Source organism: Pseudomonas sp. FG-3G, assembly GCF_901007645.1.
Lineage (GTDB): Bacteria > Pseudomonadota > Gammaproteobacteria > Pseudomonadales > Pseudomonadaceae > Aquipseudomonas > Aquipseudomonas rhizophila.
Map to the genome: position 1 here is coordinate 314887 of NZ_CAAKGZ010000021.1, position 26817 is coordinate 341703.

The 26817-nt window shown below is 59.5% G+C and carries 22 protein-coding genes and 1 pseudogene; 1 reads left to right on the plus strand and 22 read right to left on the minus strand.

Features of this window, described 5'->3' with window-relative positions; genetic code table 11:
* Positions 1–9 precede the first annotated feature (9 nt).
* The 9 genes from PSEUDOMOFG3G_RS13780 to PSEUDOMOFG3G_RS13820 form a co-directional block, all read right to left on the minus strand.
* Positions 10–483, minus strand: a complete 474-nt coding sequence (locus PSEUDOMOFG3G_RS13780; protein ID WP_047226466.1) for a (2Fe-2S)-binding protein — start codon at positions 481–483, stop codon at positions 10–12.
* Positions 484–668: 185 nt separating this feature from the next.
* Complete coding sequence (locus PSEUDOMOFG3G_RS13785; RefSeq protein WP_139050314.1) at positions 669–1988, minus strand: OprD family porin; 1320 nt, start codon at positions 1986–1988, stop codon at positions 669–671.
* Between the two features lie 178 nt (positions 1989–2166).
* Entirely contained in the window at positions 2167–2997 is an 831-nt protein-coding gene (locus PSEUDOMOFG3G_RS13790; RefSeq protein ID WP_139050315.1) for a phosphodiesterase, read from the minus strand.
* 25 nt (positions 2998–3022) lie between these two features.
* Positions 3023–4054 (minus strand): ABC transporter ATP-binding protein, encoded by a 1032-nt coding sequence (locus PSEUDOMOFG3G_RS13795; RefSeq protein ID WP_139050316.1) that lies wholly within the window; start codon positions 4052–4054, stop codon positions 3023–3025.
* Positions 4051–4845, minus strand: coding sequence for an ABC transporter permease (locus PSEUDOMOFG3G_RS13800; protein ID WP_139050317.1), 795 nt, complete (start codon positions 4843–4845; stop codon positions 4051–4053). Before PSEUDOMOFG3G_RS13800 ends, PSEUDOMOFG3G_RS13795 begins: the two co-directional genes overlap by 4 nt.
* Positions 4842–5663, minus strand: coding sequence for an iron ABC transporter permease (locus PSEUDOMOFG3G_RS13805; protein ID WP_139050553.1), 822 nt, complete (start codon positions 5661–5663; stop codon positions 4842–4844). The genes PSEUDOMOFG3G_RS13800 and PSEUDOMOFG3G_RS13805 overlap by 4 nt, the downstream gene beginning before the upstream one ends.
* Before the next feature lie 48 nt (positions 5664–5711).
* Complete coding sequence (locus tag PSEUDOMOFG3G_RS13810) at positions 5712–6716, minus strand: ABC transporter substrate-binding protein (protein WP_139050318.1); 1005 nt, start codon at positions 6714–6716, stop codon at positions 5712–5714.
* A complete protein-coding gene (locus PSEUDOMOFG3G_RS13815) occupies positions 6700–7719 on the minus strand; it encodes a LacI family DNA-binding transcriptional regulator (protein ID WP_047226473.1) in 1020 nt (339 codons plus the stop codon). The genes PSEUDOMOFG3G_RS13810 and PSEUDOMOFG3G_RS13815 overlap by 17 nt, the downstream gene beginning before the upstream one ends.
* A 100-nt stretch (positions 7720–7819) precedes the next feature.
* A complete protein-coding gene (locus tag PSEUDOMOFG3G_RS13820) occupies positions 7820–9031 on the minus strand; it encodes an MFS transporter (protein WP_139050319.1) in 1212 nt (403 codons plus the stop codon).
* A gap of 152 nt (positions 9032–9183) precedes the next feature.
* Between PSEUDOMOFG3G_RS13820 and PSEUDOMOFG3G_RS13825 the strand changes: the two genes are divergently transcribed.
* Positions 9184–10065, plus strand: coding sequence for a LysR family transcriptional regulator (locus PSEUDOMOFG3G_RS13825; protein ID WP_047226475.1), 882 nt, complete (start codon positions 9184–9186; stop codon positions 10063–10065).
* Between the two features lie 41 nt (positions 10066–10106).
* On the opposite strand, the gene PSEUDOMOFG3G_RS13830 is transcribed toward PSEUDOMOFG3G_RS13825, so the two are convergent.
* The 13 genes and pseudogenes from PSEUDOMOFG3G_RS13830 to PSEUDOMOFG3G_RS13885 form a co-directional block, all read right to left on the minus strand.
* Complete coding sequence (locus tag PSEUDOMOFG3G_RS13830) at positions 10107–10886, minus strand: SDR family NAD(P)-dependent oxidoreductase (RefSeq protein WP_139050320.1); 780 nt, start codon at positions 10884–10886, stop codon at positions 10107–10109.
* A 75-nt stretch (positions 10887–10961) separates the two neighbouring features.
* The gene (locus tag PSEUDOMOFG3G_RS13835) at positions 10962–12221 is read right to left on the minus strand and encodes a TIGR02270 family protein (RefSeq protein WP_076384691.1); all 1260 of its coding nucleotides are present in this window, start codon (positions 12219–12221) and stop codon (positions 10962–10964) included.
* A 15-nt stretch (positions 12222–12236) separates the two neighbouring features.
* The gene (locus PSEUDOMOFG3G_RS13840; RefSeq protein WP_171061378.1) at positions 12237–13103 is read right to left on the minus strand and encodes a hypothetical protein; all 867 of its coding nucleotides are present in this window, start codon (positions 13101–13103) and stop codon (positions 12237–12239) included.
* Positions 13103–14020: a DUF4150 domain-containing protein gene (locus PSEUDOMOFG3G_RS28240; protein WP_139050321.1), complete on the minus strand. Its 918-nt coding sequence runs from the start codon at positions 14018–14020 to the stop codon at positions 13103–13105. The genes PSEUDOMOFG3G_RS13840 and PSEUDOMOFG3G_RS28240 overlap by 1 nt, the downstream gene beginning before the upstream one ends.
* Positions 14017–15069 carry a beta-ketoacyl synthase N-terminal-like domain-containing protein gene (locus PSEUDOMOFG3G_RS13850; RefSeq protein WP_047226480.1) on the minus strand — a complete coding sequence of 351 codons (1053 nt, stop codon included), beginning with the start codon at positions 15067–15069 and terminating at the stop codon, positions 14017–14019. Before PSEUDOMOFG3G_RS13850 ends, PSEUDOMOFG3G_RS28240 begins: the two co-directional genes overlap by 4 nt.
* Positions 15066–16208, minus strand: a complete 1143-nt coding sequence (locus PSEUDOMOFG3G_RS13855; protein WP_139050322.1) for a DUF2169 domain-containing protein — start codon at positions 16206–16208, stop codon at positions 15066–15068. The genes PSEUDOMOFG3G_RS13850 and PSEUDOMOFG3G_RS13855 overlap by 4 nt, the downstream gene beginning before the upstream one ends.
* Before the next feature lie 12 nt (positions 16209–16220).
* A complete protein-coding gene (locus PSEUDOMOFG3G_RS13860; RefSeq protein WP_047226482.1) occupies positions 16221–16673 on the minus strand; it encodes a DUF6484 domain-containing protein in 453 nt (150 codons plus the stop codon).
* A gap of 16 nt (positions 16674–16689) precedes the next feature.
* Complete coding sequence (locus PSEUDOMOFG3G_RS13865; protein ID WP_139050323.1) at positions 16690–18915, minus strand: type VI secretion system Vgr family protein; 2226 nt, start codon at positions 18913–18915, stop codon at positions 16690–16692.
* 228 nt (positions 18916–19143) lie between these two features.
* On the minus strand, positions 19144–20292 hold the full coding sequence (locus PSEUDOMOFG3G_RS13870; protein ID WP_306670306.1) for a carboxylesterase: 1149 nt from the start codon (positions 20290–20292) through the stop codon (positions 19144–19146).
* Positions 20293–20645: 353 nt separating this feature from the next.
* Positions 20646–21971, minus strand: coding sequence for an OprD family porin (locus PSEUDOMOFG3G_RS13875; protein ID WP_139050325.1), 1326 nt, complete (start codon positions 21969–21971; stop codon positions 20646–20648).
* Positions 21972–22176: 205 nt separating this feature from the next.
* On the minus strand, positions 22177–23604 hold the full coding sequence (locus PSEUDOMOFG3G_RS13880; protein WP_139050326.1) for a mechanosensitive ion channel family protein: 1428 nt from the start codon (positions 23602–23604) through the stop codon (positions 22177–22179).
* 122 nt (positions 23605–23726) lie between these two features.
* Positions 23727–23849: pseudogene (locus PSEUDOMOFG3G_RS28095) on the minus strand (HlyD family secretion protein); the annotation flags it as partial.
* Positions 23850–24215: 366 nt separating this feature from the next.
* On the minus strand, positions 24216–26459 hold the full coding sequence (locus PSEUDOMOFG3G_RS13885; RefSeq protein ID WP_257220773.1) for a TonB-dependent receptor: 2244 nt from the start codon (positions 26457–26459) through the stop codon (positions 24216–24218).
* Between the last annotated feature and the right edge of the window lie 358 nt (positions 26460–26817).

Genomic DNA, 26817 nt, shown 5'->3' on the forward strand with positions numbered 1-26817 from the left:
GAACTCCGGTCAGGCAAGGGTTTTGGCGGCATCTGCCACGGCAGCGCGGATGCGCGCGTAAGTGCCACAGCGGCAGATGTTGCCGGCCATCGCCGAGTCGATTTCGGCCGCCGTAGGCTGCTTGCCCTTGGGCTGGGCTTTGAGAAACGCTGTCGCGCTCATGATCTGGCCGCTCTGGCAGTAACCGCACTGCGCCACGTCGTGTTTGACCCAAGCCTCATGCACGGCGGTGCCGACCGGGTCACTGCCATCTGTGGCCGCCTCGATGGTGGTGATCTTCTTGCCTTGGGCGGCGGCGATTGGCGTCACGCAGGAACGAATGGCCTGACCATCCAGGTGAACGGTGCAGGCGCCACACAGGGCTGCACCACAACCAAATTTGGTGCCGGTCATGCCCAGCGCATCGCGCAGGGTCCAGAGAATCGGGGTGCCTGGGTCTACGTCGACCGTATACTCACGGCCATTGATGTTGAGGGCGCTCATAGCGATTCCAGCTCCAGAAGGTTTGACTCTGGATAACTATAGGAAGCAATTCTGGGGGCTGGTTGCATAATCCGCGCGGATGATTGCCCAATCGTGCGAATCTGCCGACGTTGGGCAAGCGCTGATAAAGAGCCAGGAGCGTTTCACGCGAGTTCGACGCCCTGGCCCTGAATTGCGCTGGATGCTTACATCAAGGGAATGCTGTAACTCACGATCAGGCGATTCTGGTCCTGGTCGCGAGCCACTTCGCTTCGGGACATCGCGTTGCGCAAGCCAAAACCCAGGTTCTTCAGCGTACCGCTCTGGATCACATAGTCCAGGGAGATATCGCGCTCCCACTCACTGGCGTCCTGACCGCTGGCGGTCTGGATATTGTCGCCCTTGAGGTACATCACCGACGCCTTCAATCCCGGCACGCCAAGCGCGGCGAAGTCGTAGGCATACTGGGCGAACGCCGTGCGCTCACCCGCCTGGATGAACGTCTGAATAGTGCGGTCGGTGTAGAGATAAAGGCTGGCGCCGGCTTCGCCTTTACCCACCAAGCCACCCTGGTTGAGTTGGGCAAAGTTGCTGTCTTCGGAAACGCTTTGATAACCCGCGGTAATGGCATGGCCGCCCAGCGAGTAAATGAACGCCGCACTCCAGGTATCGTTGTCGATTTCCCCGCTGCCGTCCTTGGTGTAGCCGCCCAGTTTGTAACCACTGGCGCGACCGGCGGCGCTGCTGTTCTTGCCATCGGACGTGGTCTTGAAGTAGCGCAAGTCGGTTTTCAGCGAGCCGTATTCGCCCAGCGGCAATACATGCAACAAACCGGCGAAGTGCTGTTGGTAATAGTCTTCGAGATTGGCGTAGTAATACTGTGCGGTCAGGTCCTTGGTCAGTTTGTAGTCGCCACCGGCAAAGGTGAATTTGTTGCTTTCCTGGCTGCCGCCCGCAACGGCCAGCCCGGCGCGGTCACTCGATGCACGCCCGGTGGCGTGTTCCAGTTGGCCGGCGGTGAACGTCAGGTTGTCGATTTCATTGCTGGTGACTTGGCCACCTTCGAAAGTTTGCGGCAACAGACGGCCATCGTTGGACACCAGGATCGGCAGTTTCGGTTGCAAGGTGCCGTAACGCAGTTCGGTCTTGGAGACGCGCATCTTCGCCGTTGCGCCGAGACGAGCCCATTGGTCGGCAGCCTTGTCACCGTCGTTGGGAAACATCGAGCTGCCAACATGGCGACCCGCGCCGCTGTCGAGTTTCAAACCCAGCAGGCCGATGGCATCCAGACCAAACCCCACAGTGCCGTCGGTAAACCCGGACTGATAATTGAGCATGAAGGCCTGGCCCCATTCCTCAGTCTTCGAGGGCGCGGCGGTACCGTCACGGTTATCGTTGTTGAAGTAGAAATTGCGCAAGTTCAAGTTGGCCTTACTGTCGCTGACAAAATCAGCAGACGCCAACGGGCTCAGGACAATACACACGCCGCCGGTTAATAAACTCAGTACGTTGAAAAGAGCTTTCATCAGGACGAACTCCAGCGCGGAACCTCTGTTCCGGGCACAGTGAAAAGGCAGCAGGAAGCCCTCGGCCGATCACATGATTGGCCGATGCGTTCAATAACTCGTTAGAAAATCTTCAATGAATAGAGTGGGGTAGGGATTAAATCTCCAAAGCAGGTCATCAATGAAAGTCCCTGGGTTATCAGTCGATCAATCCATGAGCGTCATAAAACGGATACGGTCCGGCATACTCGCCAAACACGCCGTTATGGGTCACCAGTGCCTGCCCATGCCAGTGATGCAGCAGATACCCCGGCGGTTCCAGATTGAAATGCGCGGGAGCGGTTGGCTGTAGATCCAGGACGATCTGATGTGAGGTACCGGGGCACACGCAACTCAGGCTGCCGCCGAAACGCCGTTGCATCGACCGATGCAAATGCCCGCACAGCAAGCGCTCCACCTGCGGGTGTCGGGCAATGACCTGCTCCAGTGCCGCCGCGTTGATGAAGGGTTCACGGTCCATATGGCCAATCCCGCTTACAAACGGCGGGTGATGCAGCACCAATAGCGTCGGCGCATCGGGACGACAGGCCAGTTGTTCATCGAGCCAGCGCAACTGGCTGTCCAGGAGCTGACCGCCATGGGCACCGGGAATGGTGGTGTCCAGGCCAATAAGGCGTAGCGGATGCTCCTCCACCACCCAGTCCAGGGGGGCGTCAGCCCGTATCGGTAGGTAGCTGTGGTCGGCAAATGCCGCCCGCAAATGCTCGCGATTGTCATGGTTACCAGGCACCAGGTAGCAAGGCATGTGCAGGCGCGCCAGCTCAGGGTGCAGCGCGGCATATTCATCAGGGCGACCGAAGTCCACCAGGTCGCCACTGACCACCACGATGTCGGGACGCGGCACCTGGGTGTTCAAATGATCCACCGCACGACGCAATGCAGCGAGGGTATCGACAACGCCGTAAGTCAGTTTTTGTCCGGCTTTAAGGTGCAGATCGCTGATCTGCGCGATGAGAAACGGATGATTCAAAATAAGCCCTCTGCAAACACAAAGATCACGATGACAGGGTGAACAGCACTTGTGGCTCGACGGCCAGGGCAATCAGGGCACCGGGGGCATGGATAGCGCTATCGGTGCTGTCCACCAGCAAAGGCTGAGCCGCACCGACATCCACCAGCAGACGGCTTTGAGCCCCCTGGAAAAACTGGCCCACCAGACGCCCGTGCAGATGGCCCTCACTGTCCATCACCCGCAAATGCTCGGGGCGGCAATAGACAGTGGCGGGTAGGTCGGCGCCATTCCATGGCAACTCACCGCCACTGACCTTCAAGCCATGGGGCGTGTGCTCGATCACCGAAAAAGCATTGAGATTGCCGACAAAACGGGCGACGAACGCGTTGGCAGGTTGCTGATAGATGTCCCGCGGGCTAGCCAGTTGCGCGACCCGGCCATGCTCCATGACCAGGATGCGATCCCCCAGCGCCATGGCTTCACCCTGATCGTGGGTGACGAACACGGCGGTAATGCCCAAACCGCCTAGCAACTGGGCCAATTCGCTACGCAGGCGTTCACGTAATTGCGCATCCAGTGCCGCCAACGGTTCGTCCAGCAACAACACCCGGGGCCGGGGTGCCAGGGCGCGGGCGAGGGCGACTCGTTGGCGCTGACCGCCGGACAACTCGTGGATACTGCGCTTGCCGTGATCCTGCAAGCCGACAAGTTCCAGCAACTCCAAACAGCGCTTGTTACGCTCGGCGGGTGACACACCGCGAACTTTCAGGCCGTAAACAATGTTGCCGGCCACATCCAGATTGGGAAACAGCGCATAGTTCTGGAACACCATGCCCACGTCGCGACGTTCGATGGGGAGGCGGGTGACGTCGCTGTCGCCAAAAAATACCTGGCCCACGTCCGGACGCTCCAGACCCGCGATCAGGCGCAGGGTGGTGGTTTTACCGCAACCGGACGGGCCGAGGATCGCCAGGGTTTCTCCAGCCTCAATGGTCAGGTCCAGGTCATGTACGGCAACGGTGCCGTCAGAGAACGCCTTGCGACAACCCTTCAGGCGAATAGTGGTTCCGCTCATCGATTTGCTCCACGGGAAAGGCGCGCGCTGATGGCCTGCAATGCAACAAGCAGCGGCACAATCATCAACAGGAATATAAGGGTGTAGGCGCTGGCGATTTCCAGCCTGGCCGAGGCATAGCTGTCGGCCAGGCCCACCGGCAAGGTTTTGGTCATCGGCGTGTGGAGCATCCAGGTCAGGTTGAACTCACCCAACGACAGGGTGACGACCATCAAGACCCCGGCGAGAATCCCCGCCCGACAGTTGGGCACCACCACGCTGAAGAAGCGCCGGATCGGCCCGGCACCCAGGCTCGCGGCGGCTTCTTCCAGGATCGGCAAGTGCTGGCGTTGCATCACCGCCATCACCGGGCGCACCAGAAAGGGCAGGGTGAACAGCACGTGGCCGACGAGAATGAATAACCAACTGCTGCGAAACCCGCCGAACTGACCATAGGTGAGCAGCAATGCCAGGGCACTGGCCAGACCGGGCATCGCCACCGGCAACACCATCAGTTCCTCGAACGCGCGGCTGAAGCGGTTGTTCATCCGTACCAGGGCGTAAGCCGCCGGCACACCCACCACACAGACACACAGCGCACAGGCGGCGGCCAGTTGCAGGGACAGCCAGACCGTCGGCGAATATGCCTGCCAGACTTGCAGCAGCCAGTCGAACGTCAGGCCGCTGGACAGCCCTTGGAAGTAATTGCGCGTCAGCCCGGCCAGCAGTGACATCACCACAGGCACCAACATGAAAGCGCACACCAGCAAGGTAAACACCAGTTGCCCGACAAACAGCGTTGAGCGTTTCACAAGACTGTCCTCGAATCTTTGGCCAGCCGCCGGGCCAGCAACAGAACCGCCCAGGTCACCAGCCCTAACACCACCGACAGCGCAGCGGCCACGGCGAAATTGGCGTAATTGGTAAACACGTTGTAGATCGCCACCGGCGTCACGTTGAGCCGGGTACCCAGGGTGAAGGCGGTACCGAACGCGCCCATGGAGGTGGCAAAGCAAATCGCCCCGCAGGAGACCAATGCCGGCGCCAGGCCAGGAACAATGACATCACAGAGCACACGCCAATGACTGGCCCCCAGTGAACGAGCGGCCTCTTCCAGGCTGCGATCCAGGCTTTCACAGGCAGCCATCACCGTAAGAATCACCCGCGGAATCGAGAAGTACAGGTAGCCGATGCACAACCCCATCAACGAGTAGGCAAAAATCCAGCGCTCACCCACCAGGCCGAGACCCAGGGTGGCGAACAAGCCTTGGCGGCCGGCCAGCAGGATCACCAGAAAACCAACGACCACGCCGGGAAATGCCAGCGGGAAGGTCAACAAGGCGACAAGTACCGAACGGCCGAGGAAACGTTGGCGACTGAGAAAGAACCCACTGAAGCCGCCCACCAACAGCGCCGCGAGGGTCGTTGCCAGTGCCAGCAGGCAGGTCTGCGCCAGACTGCCCAGGTATTGCGCACTGCTCAGCACCTGCCAATAGCCGCTGTCGCTACCATCGCGACTTTGCCCACCGAGCAAGACCAGGTGCGCCAGCGGCAACAACCAGAAGGCGAACAGCACCGCCGCCGCGGGCGCAAGCGCCCAGGCAGCGGTCGGCCGCAAGCGCGGCACCATGGCCCAGCCCGACCGTACGTCTCGGGCTTTTACTGCCGAGACGGTCACTTACTTGACCTCGCTCAGATAACGTGCGGAAAAGGCTTCCTGCGCCGCGGCCATCTGCTCGTAGTTGACTACGCCGGCCCGGGCGTAATCGCTGTCGGGCAGGAACTGCGCGGCAACATCGGCAGGCATCTTCATTGCCCGCACCGGTCGCAGGTACGCCTTGGCCCAGAGCGCCTGGCCTTGCTCGGACAAAACGAAATCCAGGACCTTCTCGGCGTTGGCCCGATGGGGGGCGTTGTCGACGATGCTCATCACGTAAGGCACGCTGATGCTGCCTTCCTTGGGAATCACAAAGGCAACGTTGGCCTTGTCTTTGTAACGAGCCCGATAGGCGTTGAAGTCGTAGTCCACCAGAATCGGCAACTCCCCGGACAGCACCCGCGCATAAGCCGTCTGCTTGGGCACGATCGGTGAGTTTTTCGCCAGCTTTTTGAAGTAGTCGATGGCTGGGGCGAAGTTATCCAGATTGCCGCCCATGGCCTGGTTGATCGCTACCGCCGAGACGTACCCAACGAAAGCACTGGACGGGTCAAGGTAGCCGACCATGCCTTTGTACTCAGGCTTGAGCAGGTCGGCCCAGCTTTGCGGCACGGGCAGACCGCCCAGCGCATCGACGTTGACCATGATGCCCAGGGTGCCGGAGTGAATGGCAAACCAGTGTCCCTCGGGGTCCTTCAAACCCGCCGGGATCTGCTCCCAACCCTTGGGTTTATACGTGCCGACCACCTCGGCTTTTTGCGCCTGCAAACCGAACGTCACGCCGTAATACACCACGTCCGCCACCGGCGCGGCCTTCTCGGCGACCAGTTGCGCCAATGCCTGTCCAGAGTTCTTGTTGTCCAGCGGAACCTGCACGCCAGTGGTATCGGCAATCGCCTTGAGCTGCGTGCCCCAGTCGGCCCATTCTGGTGGACAGTTGTAGCAAATCGCCGTTTCGCCGGCATGAGCCAAGGTGGCCGCGCCGCATAACAGCAGTGTCACCAGGGTTTTACGCAAGTGGAACATCAAGCGTCTCCTCGTAGGGTTGAGTACTTTCGCCCGGCCGGATATGACAAGGCAGGCAATGGGAAACCGGGGTGGCGCCAGCGATCTGCGCCAACAATTGATCAATCACGGTGCAGGCCAGTGCCTCGATGGGCTGAACAACACTGCACAGCGTCGGATGCATCTGGGTGCCGAGGGCGATGCCGTCAAAACCGATGACCGAGAGTTGCCGAGGCACTTGCCAGCCGTTGCGGCGCAGTTCGGCGATCAAGCTGATGGCCAGCAAATCGTTGGAGCAGACCAGCGCACTGAGCGCCTGGGGGCCATGCAATAACGGCTCGATGGCGGCGAAGTCAGCCTGGGTATGGGCGGGCATTTCAATCACCGGCAGGCTGGCGAGACCGGCTCCATGCATTGCCTCGCAATAACCGGCATAACGCAGGCGAGCGCGGTCCGATTGCAGGGCAGGGCCGGCGACCATGCCAATCCGAGTGTGCCCGGCGTCCAGCAGATAACGGGTGGCGAGCGCCATGCCGGCGCGGTTGTCCACCGACACCGCGCTGTAATCCGGATTACCCGGCTGGTGATAAGCCAGCACAAAAGGCGTGTCCTCGCTGTCCAGGCTTTGCAGCACCCGGTTGCTCTCGGCGTCGGTTACCGTGAGGACCAGCCCATCGACACGCTGTCGCAGCAACTCCTCGACGACCGCGCTTTCGCGCTCGCTGCTGTAATCGGTGGTTGCCAACAACAGGTTGTAACCATGCACGCGTGCAGCACGCTCCATCGCCTGAAACTGTTCGGCGAACACCGGATTGAGCAGGTTGGGCACCACGACACCGATCAGCTTGGTCACTTGCAGGCGCAGTTGGCGACCAAGACGGTTGGGCCGAAACCCCAGTTGGCGCGCTGCGGCGAAGACCTGTTCACGGGTAGCCGGACGGACCACTTCAGGGGAGGCAAAGGCTCGCGCCGCGGTTGCCCGCGAAACCCCTGCCAGCCGTGCAACTTCTTTCAAATCAGTCATTGTCACTCGCTTGAGATCGATCTCATTGGCGAGGACAGTACTCAGGATGTATGGCGTTTCGACGACGCAGTGATGACGATTTGATGTCAGTTGCTGCTGCCTATCGTTGAGGGTCCGCTGCAAACCCATACTGCCGGGCGGACCACACCACCGCCAACGTCAGCAGCAAGAGCGCGACCAGCACAGGCGCAAACGCAACGACACCCAGATGATCGAGCAGGATGCCCCCCACGATCCCGCCGCCGGCAATGGCGACGTTCCAGGCCGTGACCAGCATCGACTGGGCGAGATCCGCCGCGTCTCCGGCCGTCTTTGCGATTGCCGTTTGGAACAACGTCCCGGCCCCGCCAAAAGCGACTCCCCAGGCCGCCACGGCGGTGTAGATCGCAGCAAGGCTGTCGCTCATGGCGCCCAGTGTCAGGGCCGAGATGGCGAAAAGTGCCGTGCTGGCAAGGGTCAATGCCCGTAGATGGCGATCGATCAGCGCGCCGACGACCCAGATGCCCAGCAACGAGGCGCCCCCGAAGACCAGCAGCACCAGGTCGATCCGCTCGCCCAGGCCTGCCGCCATCAGGAACGGGGCGATATAGGTAAAGAGAATGTTGTGCGCCAGAACAAATGCCAGCACCACACACAGCACCGAGCGAACGCCTGGCAGGGTGAAGACCTGGCGCAAGGCAAGGCGTTTGTCGGTGGTTTGCCCGGGAAAGTCAGGCACTTTGAGTCGCACCCAGACCATCAAGGCGACGGCGAACAAACTCATGATGGCGAAGCTCATCCGCCAGCCGATCAAATTACCGAGCAAGGTGCCGGCCGGTACGCCCAAGGATAACGCCAAGGGTGCGCCGACCATGGCAATTGCAATCGCCCGACCTTTCTGGCTCTCGGGCACCATGCGGGCGGCATACCCGGCCAACAAGGCCCAGAGCAGCCCGGCCGATACGCCACCCAGCAAGCGGGCAACGATCGTCAAGCCGTAATGGGACGAAAACGTTGTGACCGTATTGGCCACGGCAAAACCGGCAATGGCCAGCAGCAAGAGCGACCGGCGCCGCATGCCTTGGGTCGCGGCCGTCAAGGGAATGGCCGCCAGCAAGGAACCTATCGCATAGACCGTGACCAACTGGCCGGCGAGGGCTTCGGAAATCGCCAGCCCTTCGCTGATCTGTGAGAGAAGGCCGGCGGGCAAGGCTTCGGTGAGAATGGTCACGAACGCCGCCAACGCGAGGGCGAACAGTGAACCGATGGGGAGCGGCGCAGCGTCTTGAACGACCTCGGCATCGGCGTCGATATGGGTATTGGCAATCGTCATGTGTCACCTGCTTGGCGCGCTTCTGACCCGCCGGATGGCGGCGTCAATCGCAGATTGATAAGTGTCGACTACGGTAAGTGCCGCTCTTGGGCGAGACAAGAATGCTAGAGTGCGCAACACATCGGAAAAAATGTCCGCAATGGGAGCCTGGCGTGGAATCACTGAGCGGGATTGATTTTTTTGTTCGCGCGGCCGAAACCCGCAGCTTTTCAGAGGCGGGCAGGGCGCTTGGCATTTCGTCTTCGGCGGTGGGTAAAAGCGTGGCCCGGCTCGAGGAAAGGCTGGGGGTGCGGCTGTTTCATCGCAGCACGCGCAGTATCACGCTGACGGCAGAAGGGACGCTTTTCCTCGAGCGTTGCCGACGCATTCTCTGCGAAGTCGAAGCGGCCGAACTGGAACTGTCGGAAACCCGCAAAGCGCCGCGGGGCAAACTGCGCGTGAGCTTGCCTCTGGTTGCAGATTTGGTCATGCCGACGCTGATGGCTTTCATGCGCCGCTACCCCAGTATCGAATTGGACCTGGATTTCTCCGACAGGCTGGTGGACATCATTGAGGAAGGTTTTGATGCCGTCATTCGGACCGGAGAGCCAAACGACTCCCGGCTGATGTCCCGCCCGTTAGGCGCGTTCAAGCTCGTCGTGGTCGGTTCGCCCCGGTACTTCGCCGAACACGGCACACCGCAGGTGCCGGCGGATCTGCTGCGCCATGCCTGCCTGCTATACAAATTCCCCAGCACTGGCAGGCTGCAGGTCTGGCCGGTGAACGGGGAAGGGCAGTCCGATCTCAACCTGCCGGCCACCCTGGTCTGCAACACCACCGAGGCGTTGCTGTACGTCGTGCGCGATGCATTGGGGATTGCCTGCGTACCGGATTTCACCGTGCGCGATGCCATCGTCGCCGGTGAGCTGGTTACCGTCCTTGACGAGTTCAATCGGCATCAGAGCACCTTCCGCATGCTCTGGCCTTCAAGCAAGCATCTGGCGCCAAAACTGCGGGTGTTCATTGATTTCATGAGCAGCGAATTGTTCAAGTGACTCACGGGGATATGTCCCAACCCTGTAGGAGCCTGTTCAGATCAAGGGGCCTTGTTCTCGACCAAACAGTTTCCGCCATCCACCACGATGACTTCGCCAGTGAGGTAGCTCGCCTCTGAAGACGCCAGGAAAGCAACCACTGCAGCCACCTCTTCGGGACGTCCGGCCCGGCCCATCGGCGTATAACCTGCCGCCTTGGCTTCCTCGGCAGTGGTCGACCCTGTGGTGATCCAGCCGGGAGCGACGCTGTTTACAGTGATCCCTTGCTGGGCGACTTCAAGCGCCAGGCTCATGCTCATTCCAACCATCGCGGCCTTTGCGGCGCTGTAAGCCGCTTCACCGGGGTTACTGCAGCGGGTGCCGGTAGTGGAACTGATGTTTACGATGCGCCCGTAACGGCGCGCCCGCATGCCGGGCAGAACGGCCTGTGTAAGCAGGAAAGCCGTGGTCAGATTTCGCGCCAGGGTAAGGTTCCAGGTGTGCAGATCCATGGTTTCCAAGTCGGAAAATAACTCCGGGCTTCCTTGCATGGCCATGCCCGCGTTGTTGACCAGAATATCGATCTGCCCCCAGAGGGACTCTGCCCATGGGATAAACTCACGCACCTGATGCTCATCGGTAAGATCGATGGCCCGCCCTTGGACGTCGAATCCTTCGGCACGCAGTTCTGCGACCCGATCATTGATTCGCGCACTGCTGGCGGTGACGATCAGTCTGGCACCTGCAGTCCCCAGTCTGCGCGCGATGGCCATGCCGATCCCAATCTCACTTCCAACCCCGCTGACAAGGGCCACAGGGTTCTGTCCGGTTGCGTTTGGCATGGTGTCTCCAGAGGGGTGTAAGTAATGATCAGGAGTCGCAGCCTGATTTGCGTTTGAGCTATATAACCACCCTGATCAACGCCCGAACACCCCCGTCCTCCCCAACAACTGCTGTTGCCGCCAGGCCGGTGCGCTGGTGGGAAAAAGCACTTCGTTTGGTCGAAAACGGGCGACACCGCAGGCGGCAGCGATGCGCTGGCGTTGCTGGCCGTGGGCAAGGGCCTGCCGAAAACTGGCTTCGCTCTGCATTTGTCCCAGCACATAACCGACGCCTGCCTGGAAATCACCGCCATGGGCCTGCCACCAAGCGGTGATGAGCTGCGGGTCGGGCCAGGGTAGATTTTCGTCGGGGTCCATTGCCACGTTGGTGTCTTGCGGGTCATCGTTCGGGCCGGCGTCGAAATCGGGCAGGTCCTGCAACTCCAGATCAAGCAACGCCAGGTCAGCGCCGGTGATCAGGCTGAAGGCTTCACCGGCGACCCGGGCATAGGGCAGGTCGCTCATTTGCTGGATCAACCACGGTACACAGACCGGGTCGCCCAGCAGCCCAAGGGCCTGGATGCCGATGCGCCGGTCCCTGGGATCCTGTACCAACTGGCGTATCCAGGCGATGCTGGGCTCGCGTTCCTGCCAGGCCAGCAATACGCAGAGCGCGCGATACTGGAACTGGCCCGGTTGCCCGGCGAATTGTCGCAATGGCTCCAGGGCTTGCGCGTCGCCCATCTGTGCGGTGGCCCAATTGGCCCAGAAGCGCGTGGCGGCATCTTCATGCTGGCGGTGGGTACGAATCGCCGGGAGCAGGTCACGCCGGCGCAGCTCGCCCGCCGTGCGGGCGGCACGTGCCAGCACGCTGGGGTCGGCGTGGGACAGTTCGGCCAGCAGGGTAGGGCCGGGATCATGGCGATGCATCCCGCAGGCCGCCAGGCCGAGGCGGTGAAACAACGGCTCAGGGGAGGCGAACATGCGCTCGATCCAGGGCGATATACGCTCCCAGTCGAGCCACCCCAGGGCCATCAGATAACCGCGCTCCGTTTCTGACGCGCTTCGCAAATGATCGCTGAGTCGCGACAACATCTTCGCATCGGCCGCCTCGAAGGCCAGCAACACACTGGCGAACGTCTCGCCGACGGCGTGCGGACCGAGCTGGGCCAGCAGGATTTCCAGGCCCGTTGAGCCGGCGATGCGCAGGCCATCGAGATGGGCATCGATGCGCTCGTCCAGTTTGCTGAGATCATCAAGGTCGTAGTGGGGGGCGCGCACGGCGTGATCGTGCAGGAGGATGAGGAAGCAAGCTTCTTCGGCATGTTGCTCGATCATTGAGGAGATGGGGAGCATGACGTCTCTGTCTTGTTACGGCACCAGGTTTCCGAAGAAGTAACGTTTACCGACTTCGAACTGCAGGGGAGAGGCCATGTATCGGTCCAGGACAGCGGCCGCATTCAGCGGTTGAAAGTCGCCATTTTTCCCATAGAAACTGGAGCAGTCGACGCCGGAATACACCTCGAATTTACGCCTCCAGATGAGAAAGTTGCTCCAGTCGATCCATTCATCAGTGCCTGAAGGAACCAGGGACTTTCTCATGACCCAGACTTGTTTGTTCATGTCGACGGGCATGCCACCGGAGATCGAGCAGCGATCGCTGCCATAAGCGTTCTGCAGTTCGCTCAGTCGTGAATCGACAGCCGCTTTGTATTCGATTTCGTTCAAGCCACTGTCAAAGAACTCGGGTTCGTTTTCGATGGGGTCAAGAAGATTGCTTAAATTGGCTTCCACGGCGGCTCGGTCGGCCCGACGGGCAAACGTGCGCCATGCCTCAACCATGAAAGGTATCAGCCACAGCACACCAGACCACTGCGCTGCCAGGCACGCCTCGATACGCAGGTAGGTGGGGCCTTCGAGTATGAGCTCGGCAAGGAAATCCAGGTCGGTGTCGAGTCCTGCATCAGCGGTCAGACCGAGGCAAGCCGATACCAGCGTTGGATCGCAATCAGGGTCCACTATCCATTTGCGCAGTTGGGATACATGGCTGTAATCGCCATGCTTGGCTTGCTCCAGAATCGCAGCAAGTGCCATCCACGGGTCGTCTTTCTTCCAGCCGTCAGGCGACATTACTTCTGCCGGAGCGCAGCCGCAGTAGTGATAGCCACGCCCCTTCCAATAGAAGCTGTCTTGAAGAAAACCGGGTCTTTGAGTGTGCTTGTAATTAGAGGTTTTCATCATTCAGGCCTTGGAAAACTATTGATGCGTGTCTCTTGAAGTGAACTGAGCTCTCCTTCGAGCTTCTCACACTTCTTGCCAGTCGGGGCGAGATTCCCTTGCCCGGCCGGACAACCTCCGGCCGCCTTGGGGACTCTATGCGCCACCGGTTCTCCCTGACCCACTTCGGTTTTCCAACGCATATAGCCTGGCCTGTTAATCGCCCAATCATTTTCAATGTTGGCTTTCTCTCGTTTGCTCGTTACGTAGTACTTATTGCATCCGCTCGGTTGCTTTCCGGCAGGTGGCAACAAGTGCCTGCACTTGGGGTTTGCCCGGACTTTGGCGAGGACGGCGGCGTTCTGAGGATTTTGTGCGGTGCCGTAGAATTCGTCTTCCGTCATGTACTCCCCGTTCGCTTGAGCCTTGGAGTGCGCCGCGCCGCCACAACATTCACATTTGTGTTTGCCTGGCACCTTGGCGTCTTGTTGCACCGGACTGTATTTGGCGGTGTTGACCATGGGGACGACCGCATTCGCTGCGGGACTGGCATGATTCGATGTGGTGAGGTCGGTATGTCGGTCTACGTTCTGGCCTTCGAAAAGAACATCCATTGACCATGAAACAAAATAGGTCTTACCGGTGATGACGTGAGTGATGACACCGGCACCCTGGCTTCTTGTGGCGGCTTCATCGCCCAGTGGGGAGGTTTTATAGAAGGAGCGATTTTTTAACATGATCTCCTTGTTTTCGATCTTGACGGTCTTGCTGCCTTTCTTCATGTCCTTGGAAAACGAGGTGTCCGGATAGGGCACCGGGATGGGTCCTGCGGGAGGCGGTGGTGGCGTCAGGCAGACATCCGGGAATGCCGCGATGACCTTGCCGCCACCCGCTTTGCATGCAATCTCATCGCCATTTGCATAAACGTCGCAGCTCATAGGGGCCCCTGGGGTCGACTGAGGTCGCGCACGACGGCGGCGGCGCGTGCACCGGCCAGGGCACTGCTCAGACAGATCGCGGTGGTTCCCGGTGCATAGCCTTTGCGAAACGCCTGGTCGGCGAGTATCAACTGGACGATTCCAGCAATGGCCCCGGTGTCACCCATGGCCTCTGCCCAATGCCACAGTGGCTGATCCTCTTTTCGGACGGTCCGAAAAAGCCGGGCCTCCATCAGCGGAAGTTCCTTGAAGCCGTATTGCTCGCCCGTGACATCGGACAGGCGCAGATCAATTTCATGCAAACCCAGTCTGGCCTGTGCGAGCGCCGTGCGGGCGGCGTCGGTCAGCCCGCCTGCTCGCAGGGGTTTGTTCGACAAAAGCGGTGCCTCTTCTTGCCCGAATCCCAGGCCTGAGATTTCCAAGCAGGTGCCAGGTTGCCGATAGGCCTGAATCAAGATGGCCGCGGCCCCTTCGCCAGGAAACAAGCCGTCATTGTGAGTGGCCGTTTTCAGCCGGCGATGCTGGTCCAGCCATTGCAGCGTCAAGGCGCTGAGCAGCGAGTCGACACCCGCCACCACGCAGGCAGGCGCACGGGTTTCTTGCATCAATCGACTGGCTTCATGAAGGGCATGCATGCCGGCAACCTGGCCGGAGGGGATGACCCTGGAGTGGGTTGGGTGGAACTGTATGCCCAACTTGGAAGATGCGTCGTGTATGACGGTCTGGGCTATTCCCCTGATATCGATTCCGGGGCGCTCCGGTTCAGCCAGGCACAGGAGAAAGGGCACTTCTGTCCAATCCAGCTTCGGCGCACCCTGTATCAACTCCACCAGTGCATGCAGCATGAGCCCGGACATACGCGATGCTGCCGGCAGCGCCAGGTCGAGACTGGACACCGTCGCGCCGATGATGGGTTCGCAAGCGTTGTCAAAAAACGGCAGCTCCTGGAGCGCTGACAGTCCGGCGCGCTTGGCAGCACAGGCACTGGCGACGCATAGGCCCACAGGGCAAGCCATGCCCATGCTGGTGATGAAAAGGGCCGGCGTCATAACGCCTCTTCTGCGGGAGGATAAGCTTCCTTAGTCCACGCGATGAGTTGAGCCAATGACTTGAAGTGTTGCTTTCCTCGCATGCGTTCTTCGTTGGCCTTGGCCTGTTCGAACTGATCGGCGCTTTGCCCGACGATGACCTTGGCCACTTCCTTGATGTTGCGCCCGAGCGGCGCAGAAGCTCGCCATGTCAGGAGCAGCCGATTCGCGTCCGGCTCCAGAATCACGGTGTCGACAACGGCTGCCGTTTCCCGCGTGCTGTCATCGTGAAAAACCAGGAGCACCGGCAGTTTCAAGTTTGTCGGAAGCCTGAATGCCGTCCGGCCTTTATCGTTGAGATTGAGCAGCGCAACTTCTTCGCCACCTTGCGGGTAGTCAATTTGCTGATCCTCTGGTGCGCACTGGAAATAACGCAGGTCAAAATCTTCCGGCAGAAATGGAAACTGATTTTCAAGCCACGCCTGATCATAAGTGCCGGCCCATCGGATCCGCTGTTGCCAGGCTCGACCGATCGGGCCGAATGCCATCGGTTTGTAATTCCCTTCGGGCGTGGTGACGGGCCTGTCCAGTTCTTCGGTATTGGGCAGCGGCAGACCATTTATCCGGGCAGTGTTTGCACTTGGGTAAAATCCGACCCCTACAGGGTTCCAGGGGTACCACTGATGTTGAGTGGCGTCGGCATGCGTGCGGTCCACCCCGCCAAAAGCCTGGGCATAGGAAACAGGCATTCTTGTGAAGGGAACAGGCCTGGTTGTCGAGTGTGAGAGGGCGCCCTCCACATAGACTCGTGCCCCCACGACTTTGAATGCTTTTACCAGCGTCCCGACTTTCAGGGCTACGTTCAGCTCTGTTACCGGCTCTCCATTGGGTGCGTAGCAGTGTCCATTGAGCAGGACATCGCAGCGTGGCTTGTGCAGTGCAAAATCGTTTTCGTATAACGCAGCTGATTCGCCCGGTTCCCCTGGGAACTCATCAGCCATGATCAGCGGAGCCTGTTGTTCCAGCAGGCGAGGTTCATGTCCAGGATGATCAGCAATGCCGTAGGTTCCTTTCGCCACCACGACCAGCCATTCACGGCCGGTTTTATCGGTTGAGGTGGTAAAGCCGCCGACGAGGCGGGTCTTGTTTATCAATTCCATGGCGTCACTGCCTCAGTTGATCTGTACCGAGCCGCCCTTGATCCGGTTCACTCCAGATGATCGGCTCGAGAGGTAGGCGCCTCGGATCAGTACCTTGCCTTCACGGGTAAGAGTGATGCTGGCCTTGCCGCAACGCAGGACGATTTCCCGTTCTGCGGTGAACTCCAAACGCTCGCCGTCCAGGTTCGCGACGGCGCGGGGCGTGGTTTGCGGCAGGCGCTGGATGCGACCGATCACCAGCGGCCGGGCCGGGTCGCCGGCCTCGAACATCAGCGCGACCTGGGCGCCGATGTCTTCGCGACTGAGCGGTGTGGTGGTGCGCGCGGCGAGCCCCGCGTCATCGGGGCAACCGGGAAAAGCCACCACTGGAGCGTCGGCCAGGGGCACATCCAGCAGCACACCAATCACGACGCCCTCCACGCGCACGGGCGTGGAGGAGGGGGCGAGGTGGTATTCGACGGTCATAGCGCACACTCCATGGCTAGTTCTGCAGAATCTTCTGGCCTTTGACGACAACGTTCTTGTTCGCCTTGATGTTGATGGCGCCGGAGCCGTCGATGGTGATGTTCTTGCCGCTGATCACGATGGTGCCGTCCTTCTTCATGGTGATGCTGGCCGCGCCCGTCGTCAGGCTGATCGAGTCGCCGGCGTTGAGGGAGAAGTGCTTGCCAACGTCCAGGCTGTCGTTTTGCTTGATGTCAGTGGTGCGGCTCTGGGCGACGTCACGGGATTCGTTCTGGCCGATCTGGGTACTCTGGTTGCCATTGATCTCGATACCTTCGTTGCCTTTGACCGTTTCGTTGCGGTTGCCGGTGATGCCGATGGTCTCGTTACCGCCCACGTCCTCGGTGCGGTTGCTGACGATGGTGATGCTTTCGTTGGCACCGACCTTTTCCGTGCGGTCCGCGCCTATGGTGATGGTCTCGTTGCTGCCCACCTTTTCGGTGCGGTTGGCGCCGATGGTGATTTTCTCGTCGCTGCCCACATCTTCGGTGCGGTTCACGCCGATGGAGATGGTTTCGTTGTTGCCGACGGTTTCCTTGCGGTCGACGCCGATTTTGATGGTTTCGTTGTTGTCCACGGTCTCAGTGCGGTCGTGTTTGACGTGCACGGTTTCGTCGTTGTCGATGGTCTTGCTGCGGTCGTGGCCGACCCAATGGGTCTCGTCGTTCTCGACCTCGATGTCCTGATTCTTCTCGGCGTGGATAAACAGTTGCTCGGCGCCTTTCTTGTCCTCCATGCGGATCTCATTGAAGTTGGCCTGTGAGCCGTCCTTGCTTGAACGACTTTTCACGCCACTCTGAGTGGCATTGGCTGGCAGCTTGTAGGGCACGGTCTGTTCGGCGTTGTAGACGCGACCGGTGATGATCGGCCGGTCAGGGTCGCCTTCGAGGAAGCTGACGATCACTTCCTGACCGATCCGTGGGATCTGCACGGCCCCCCAGTTTTTGCCAGCCCAGGCTTGGGACACGCGAATCCAGCAGGAGCTGTTTTCGTTGGATTGGTCATGGCGATCCCAGTGGAAATGCACCTTGACCCGGCCATACTGGTCGGTCCAGATCTCCTCGCCACTGGGGCCAACCACCACGGCGGTCTGCGGCCCACGGACAATGGGCATGGGCGTCAGAGGGAGAGGGCGGAAGGCCTGGCCGGCATCCATGCAGTCCAGCTCGCTGACGAATTGTTCGGCTAAATCTGACTGTCCGCTTTCATAGACTTCCTGACGGATCTGATAGCGCGCGACCACCACCAGGTATTCGCGATTCTGGTCCGCACGGTCGTAACCCGTCAGTGTGAACAAATGACCGGAGCCCAGCCCGCGAGCGCGGCCACGCAACTGCACGCGTTCGAACTGGCTGTGAATGGCTTCGATGCGGGTGCGTGCGTAGTGATCGCCATCGTTGCTCTGCAGGTATTCACCGGGGTAGTCATACAGCGGGTGGTCACCGTTGCTGTGGTTACGTACCACGCTGGAGCGCACCTCAAGGCTGGCGCGCGGGCGCAGGAAGTCATAGTCGTTCAGCGCCAGCGAACCCGGCTGGACTTCCCGTGCCAGTTGCCAGTCATAGAAATGATCGCGCTCGCGCATTTGCCGATCGGGCGGATAGAAGGGCACCGAGTCGTAGTCCGCTGGCGTGGAGTGAGCACCATAGGCGTCGGCCAGCACCAGGACATGACGCTCCTTTTCATGGCGGAAGTAGTAATAGATGCCTTCCTGCTCCATCAGCCGGCTGACGAAATCGAAGCTGCTTTCGCGGTACTGAACGCAATATTCCCACTCACGGTAGCTGGCGCTGAGGCTGTCTTCAAAATCAGAAAAACCGAGGTCGCGAAACACTTGCTTGATGATGTCCGGCACGGTCTTGTTCTGGAAAATCCGACAGTCCGAGGTCCGCGTGAGCAGCCAGAACCATGGCCGTAGACTGACGCGGTAACCGGCGAACTGACCGTGGCCGGTCAGTTGCCGGCAGCTGCTGATAATGCCGTGGAAATAGCGTTTGCCGCCGTTGTACAACTCCAGGGTCAAACCCATCGGCTTGCCCAGCAACTGATCGAACTTGATCGCCCGGTCTTCGGAGGTAAGGTCCAATTCGTAGTGAAACAACCGCCCCAACTCTTCGCTGCCATCCATGCTCTGCAACAACAGGACATCGCCACCGAGAGGACTGTCGACCTGTACCAGACGGTTGTTTTGGGTGATTGCCATCTACGGCTTCCTTGGCTCGTGTTCGGGCATCCGTTCGCCGTAAGGAAGGCAGCGGCGTATCAGGAATACCGGCCAATGACGGCCCCTCAGATGTTCAAGATAGGTGACCGGTGGTCGCTGACTTAGGTTATTTGGTTATAGTTTTATTCTAGAACCGCACCAACAGTGATGAGCACCAGCAACTAGGCTCCAGACAGGAGGAGGGGCCCGACGGCAAGGGGCGGGCGATTATCGTGTGTTTGCCACAGTGGAATGTTCTTGAGCCCCGGCCTCCAGCACCTGCACCATCACCTCGGATTGCCAGGCGAAGTACGGGTTGTAGGTCAACCGTGCATGGACTTTGCCGGGCTCACGATAACCCCAGTCCGAATACCAGACAGGGCCACCTGCCTGGCATTGTTGGTAAGCCGTGTCGCTCTGGCCGTTCCAGCACAGACGCTGGTTACCCTGGCGACCATATTGCGGATTATCGGGGGAGAACAGCACGCCCATATGGGAAAACTGACTGATCTGCTCGGCCGGCAACTGGTCGCTGCGCACCAACAGGCGCGGACTTTGCAATTCGTTGGCGAGGTTGCCGTACCAGATCATCCGCGAGCTCGGGTTGGGGAAACGTCGATTGAAGGCGTCCCGTACAAACTCCACATCCACCACCGAGTCATGGGCCGCGCTGACCACCAGCACCGGACGGTCGAACGCCTGCGATGCCAGCTTGCTGCGCACGGCGGTACTGCTCAGGTAAAACTGGGCGAAGCCATTGGTTGGCACGTTCTGGTAGCGCAGCGACGTCTGCTGCGGGGCCGCGCTGGTCGGCTGCCGTAGCCACGGTTTGACCTTCGCCAGCCACGGCAGCACCCAATCAAACCCAACATTGGACTTGAACGCCGGGGAAAACAGCAGCAGCCCAGCGATCGACTGATCGTCCATGGCGTACGCCACAACCAGGTTGGCACCGGTGGAGAAACCACCCAGGTAAACGTGGCCGACATCCTTGCGTAGCAGCGCCACCTGTTGTTCCACGGTTCGACGCCAATCATTGATGTCAACGTCGAGCATATCGGCCGGCCGAGTGCCGTGGCCGGGCAGCAGCACGGTGCGTACCCGATATCCCTGGCTGGCCAGCTGTGTCGCGACATCTACGAATGAGCCGGGCGAATCGCCAAGGCCGTGAACCAGAAGAACGCCTCTACCATTGGGCTGCGCGGGTACCCATTCACGGGGTGCGTTCCAGGCCAGCTCCAAGGTGTGGTCGGGATTCTGAAACTGCCGATTACGCTCAATCTGCGCCAGGGTCTGCAGGCGGTAGTCGCCGAAGCTGACCGGCGCCGGCTGGGCGACCTCAACCGGAGCGCGCGCGCAGCCGGCAAGGCCGATCATCAAGAGCGCGTAGAGTGCTTTCATTGGGGTTTCCATATGTTCATGTTGATGTCCTATCGAGAGCGATAGATGTACCACGTGGGTCGCAGTGCACAAAACCCGGAAGAGTTACTTTAGGTGGGGGGAGCTGACGTCAGGGTGACGGGTGGCTGACAGGGATGCGAGTAAACGCGCTCTGCAGTAGTTTGTCCTCGGTCAACCACTTTACAAGGGCTCGACCCAGGACAACCTCAACCCCGTGGCGATCCACTGATAGCGACAAATACGCAGGGCTGAAAATTGAGTCTGGGCAAGGCTGTTCCAAGCGGATCGCATGTCTGTTGAGATCCGTCGTTTCTGCAACGGCTGAGGAATCACAGCAGTTTGAAGTTGTACTCAAGGACAAAGTAAATGCGGTCGATGTCCGGCCCGCCTTGTGCTTCGTTCGCCCGATGAGAAACGTGGGTGAAATGCACTAAAAGATCTTTCGCCGGCCCGGACTGGACGGTGTAGCTTAGATCGATGTCGCGCTCCCAGTGCTTCCCGCCTTTGCCTTGCTGAGGGACATACTCCTGTTCGCCAGGATCAAAAGGGAAGTAAGCCCCTCCTTGCGGCGCATGAGTACCGTCGATATCACGTCCAGTCACATACCGTGACATGAACTTGAGCCCAGGCAATCCCATGGATGCGAAATCCAGGTCGTAGCGGGCTTGGTAGGAACGCTCATGGGGGCCATTGAAATCGGCGAACTTGATGGAGTTGGCTAGGTATATGGAGTCACCCCCTACGAAATCGAAAGGCGTGTCACCACGATTTTTTTGGACCGCCAGGGTAAAGGCTTGGTTGCCAATATTGTGTTTGGCAGAAAGGCTATAAGCTGTTGTGTTGATGCCTCCCGCAACTGAGCGCCCGTAGTCAATCGTATGGTAGATGTTGAAATCTACAAACGTATCCCAGCGACGGACATACGCGTTCGCGTAATACTGTCTCCAAGTGTCTGTTAGCTGGGATGAGTACAGCCTGGCGCCTAGGTTCTTGTTGGATGTGAAGTCAGCCCCAACGAAGCTGATTGAGCCCATATCGGTGTTAACGCCATACCCGGAAAAATCCCCTTTAGAAGAGGAGGAGTCCTGGTTTTTGAATGCCGTGAATTTGCCACCGACCAAGTGTATGCCAGTAAGCTCGTCACTTTCTAAGAGCCATCCCGTTGCGTATTCGGGTTGCAGACGTTTGTCGGAGGTGTCGAAGACTGGGGTTTCTACTTCCATCTCGCCGAACTTGATAGAGGTCTGTGAGAGGCGAGTCTTGATCACGCCGCCGTCGCTGAAGTTTTGTGCGGACTCTCCATCACTGTCGACAGGTAAAAGCCCGGTTCCTGAGTGTCCCTTACCGCCATCGAGTTTTTGCCCGACAAAAGCATGCACATCCACACCAAAACCAAATGTTCCGGGCGTGAAGCCTGACTCAAACGTCGTGATGAAGCCCTGTGCCCATTCTCGCTGGTAATTTTTCGTGGCGTTTTCAGAGCGGTTATCATTGTTCAAGAAGAAATTTCGGCTGATAACGTTGAGCGTTGCATCCCCTAGAAAGTCCGAGGTTCTGGGCTCTGTCGAGTCTGCTGCCATAACCTTTCCAACACACAACAGGCAGCAGCAAAGCACCGTGTTCTTCATGGTGTACTTGTGCTGAACGTGGGCCATAACAATGTCCTTGAAACAATGGGAATGCACCAGCGCATTACACGAAGGGTCAGCACCACCTCCTTTGGATAAACAGGTATGCGCAGAGGGTTTCATTCTTGGTTGCAGGGCCGTGGCTTGCGAGTTAAATGTTGTTAATTCCACTCACCTAAGGCGATAGACACCCTCTCGGGAGCAGTCAGCAGTGCCGAGGCCGGTGCGCAGTTCAACGCTTCTGCAACCACCCAAGCAAACCTCCTTTTTTGATCGGCGCTGGTTTGGCCATCAACGTCAGTTGGCTGTTCTGTTGTCGCACCGCTTGCAGCTTGTTCAATGCCTGGCCGACTTCGCTGCGTTGCTCCATGCAACTGCGTGTCAGAGACTTGTCGATGCGGTAAATGATGCAGGACGTCAGTGTGGTGAAAGTGGCCTGGGACGGTGTGTCGGCGAGGATGCTCTGTTCGCCCATGACTTCGCTCGGCCCCATGCGACCTACTTCAGTTTGCTGGGTGTCGTCGGGCACTGTGGCGCTGACCACTCCGGTGGCAATCACGAACAGATTGTCAGGCACTTCACCCAGTTCCAGCACCACTTGTCCCGCCGCGTATTGCTGCGGAGTCATGGCCAGAGCCAACCGATCGCGTTCGTCCTCGCCCAGGGAGCGGAAGATTTTTACCTCGTCCAGCAACGCTCGCGCTCGGGTAGTGGGTTCAACCGCACCATCGAGTTGCCGGGAAATACCAGCCGCTTCCAAGTGCCGATGGGCCAGGTCGAACAACTGATTGCGCACTTCACTTTTTCTGCCCAGCTCGGCGATAAAACCGCTGGCCACGTATTCGGACATGTTTTCACCGGCCTCCTTGAGCAGAGCTTTAGGTGCAGGGGAGAGGAGCAGGCTGCTGCTACCTTGCAGGGTGCGATCCAGTGCGTCTAACACCCGACGCGGACGGATGTGGTTGGGCACCTGAATGCTAATGGATACGCCATGCATGTTGCTCGGTCGGCTCAGGTTGACGATCTTCGCCTTGGCCGCCACCGAGTTCGGTACCACCGCAGTACTGCCGGCGCTGGTGAGCAGGTGGGTGGCACGCCAGTCGATGTCCAGCACCTTGCCTTCGGTGCCGTCGATCATGATCCAGTCATCCACCTGATAGGGTTTGGTGGTGTTGAGCACAATGCCGGAAAACACGTCGCTCAACGTGCTTTGCAACGCCAGCCCGACGACGATCGCCACGACTCCGGAGGTCGCCAGCAAGCCTTTGACTGGCAGCTCCAGCACATAACCAGCCGCGGCAACAATCGCGATCAAAAATACCAGCGCACCTATGACATCCTGCAGCAACCGCCCACTGTGGCCAATGCGTCGTATCAGCACCAGACCGATGATTTCCGTGAGCACCCGCGCGGCATATAGCCACCAGAGAATCCCAAGGGCCGTTGCCCCCAGTTGCACAGCGCGATCACCGGCAAACACGGGAGCCTGCAGCGGGCTGACGTCGGCATTGATGATGATTGCACTGAAGATCAGGAACAGGCCCAGACGCAACCCGATCCGGGTGACGCGGTGCTTGAACGGCGCGAGATGCCAGATCAGCGCATCGATCACCAGCAGCAGGGCACTCCACGACAAGGGATAACCGTAGACAATGGGCATGTGATCTCCGGGTAAAAAAAGGTGGGTAGCGCGCGCTCCCTTGAATCAAGGTTTGGCAGCACCGTGAATACAGATTAATAGGGGGCCCAAAAAGGAAAAAGCAGCTATAAAGCGTCTAACTGTCAACCTAGTCGTGACAATGAATCCATTGGAAGAGCGCCTCGGTGTGCGGCTGCAGCAGGCTGATCGGGATCGATGCGAATGCGCACAGGCAGGCGCTGGACAATCTTCGTGAAGTTGCTAGTGCAGTGGGAGACACAGACTATGTGGTGGAAAGAGATTCTGGTTTCAAGTCTGAGGGACCGGTGGCCGAAGCCGGCGGCAAGCTCGAAGGCTCTGGAGGCAGGGAGCATAGATCGTTGATTTCGGAGGATTCTGGTAATTCGTGGCAAAGTCCTGTTTTAGGGTGCAGGTGACACTATGAGTAAACACCTTTATACATCGTGTTTAACATAATATACATTACACGTAACAACGTATGTTGCTACCAGCCGGACTATCCAGCAGATTTTCCACCAGACGCTTCCCCTCACCATCACCCACAAGCATCACTGAAAACCAATTCACCGCGCACCAATCCTTTGGCGAGCATCATCACGGCAGCCACCAAACTACCAGCGCGTGCGCAACGTCATGCCCATGCTGCGCGGGTCGCCGGTAAGCACTCCGTAATCACCTGCGCCAAGCCGGGGGTAAACGGCAGTGATGTAGTTCTTGTCGAACAGATTGCGCGCCCACAGTTCGGCTTCCCAACGCCTGTTGCTGCGGCGCAGTCCAAGACGCAGGTTGGTCAGTCCATAGGATGGCTGGTAGCTGCCGTGGCCACCTTCGAGCGTGCCGTAGTAACCGCTGCGGAATTTGTAGTCCAGGGCGCTGAACAGCTCCAGGCCATGCTCCAGTGGGTAGCGATAGTCGATTCCGGCGTTGGCGTTCCACTCTGGAGCGTTGAACACGCGTTGACCTCCCAAATCGCACGACCACTGAGCGCTGGTTGGCGAGCACGGTGCGTTGGGGAAATCCCGGTAGCGTGCGTCACTCCAGGCGATCCCCAGCCTCAGGTCAACCCGTTCGCTGGCACGTAGCTGCGCGTCCAGTTCGATCCCGCGCAGGCGCACTTTGCCGACATTGATCAGGTTGTCGCGGATCGGCGGCGAGAACTGGTTCACCGGCGCACGGTTGGTCAATGCCTGGTAGTCGTCGACATCGGCCTGGTACACAGCCAGATCGAGCACGCCTCGTTCGTTCCAGAAGCTGCGCTTGAGACCCACCTCGACCGAAGTGACCCGCTCCGCATCGAATGTCGATGAGACATTGGGGCCGATTACGTCGAGATTGATTCCACCGGCCTTATAACCGCGTGACCAACTGGCATAGCCGAGCAGGTCATCGGCAAACTGGTAGCTGAACGTCAATTGTCCGGAAAGATTGCTCTCCTCGATCGCATCACGTCGGTAGTACTCGCCGCCGAGTGCGACGCTGCGCAGCAACGGGCCCGCCAACTGCGAGATCAGGTCAGGGCCCAGTGGCGCCAACCCCGAAACGCTGCGCGACAGCCAGCCCTGTTTGCGCTCGCGGGTGTAACGCAGCCCTGGTGTGATCGCCAAGCGGTCCGTGGCATGCCAGGTGAGTTGACCGAACACAGCGCGGCTGTCGGTGCGCTGCTGACCGTCGAAGTCCTGCTGCGCGCCATCGAGCAATGACGGGGCAATCATTCCGGGCGTAATGCCCAGCCAGTCGATTTCCGGGCGATCCCCCAGAAAATAAGCGGCCGCGTCCTCGCCGAAACGCACGCCCACCTCGCGGTTCAACTTCTGCCGCAAATAATAAAGGCCCACCACGTAGTCGAAGTGTTCGTTGGGCGAATCGGCCAGGCGCAACTCCTGGCTGAATTGATGGTGATCGAGCTTCACGGCGGCGTTTTCGGCCACCGACAGCGGCATACCATCGCCGTCCTGGTCCGCATCATAGGTCCAGTCGCGGTAACCGCTGATGCTGGTCAGCGTGGCGCCGCTGTCGAGCAGCCAGTTCAACTCCAACGTAGTGCCGGTCTGCAGCGTCTTCACCGTGTTGGGTTCGTCTTGCTGCACGCGACGCGCATAAGGATCTATCGGCAGTTGGCGGTAGCCAACGAAGGCGGCTCGATCGATGCTCGTCTGGCTGTAGTTGCTGGCCGCAAAGACATTGCCCTGCTCGTCCTGCCAACCATATTCACCGATCAGTCGCGCGCTGAATGTTTCGCTCGGCGTCCACAGCAACTGTCCCCGCAGGCCCTGGCGGTTCTGGTCACCCAGGTGGCTGCCGTCGTAAGTGTTCTCTATGAGCCCGTCGCGCTCTACGTCGTAGCCGGTCAGGCGCCCTGCCAACACCCCATCGATCAGCGCGCCTGAAACCGTACCGCGATACTGACGCAGGCCATCACTGCCGACCGACACCTCGCCATTGCCTTGCGGCTCGAAGGTGGGCGCGCGGCTGCTGATGTTGATCGCACCCGCCGTGGTGTTCTTGCCATATAAGGTGCCCTGCGGCCCCCGCAACACCTCGACCCGCTCGATATCGACCAGGTCGACCAGCGACATGCCCTGGCGCCCGAGGTAAACCCCATCGAGAAACACCCCGACACTGCCGTCCAGACCATCGTTGTAGGAGCTCGAACCGAGTCCGCGAATACCGTAGCTGGCGTAACGCGCACTGGGCACGGCTACCAACAGACTCGGTACGCGCTGCTGCAGGTCCTCGGTACGGTAGATGCCGGCATCGTTCAATTGCTCGCCATTGAGCACGTTCATGGCAATCGGCACGGCCTGCACGCGCTCCTCGCGGTGGCGGGCAGTGACCTTCACCTCGTCGAGTACCAAGACCGAAGGCCGGCCAGGCTCCGCCTGTTCAGCACCAGGATCCTGATCATCGGCCTGGGCCCCACTCAGATAGAACCAACATACAACATGAAGCAGGCATCCATAGCGCACTCGGGGCTCGATCATCCTGGACACAGCAAACCTCTGATAGCGAACTGACATATAGCCGCTGCGAGGCTACATCATTCAGACTATGGAAAAAATCGTAAACGCTCGGGACAATCCATCCCTAGGGAGGCGGTAACAGCCAAGAACTGTTTGCATCGCGCGTTTGAGCTTGTAGGATCCGCGCATTGTGACTGGATGGCCGAGATTCACCAGGGCCAAAAACGACCGTTATCACACTCATTCGTCTACC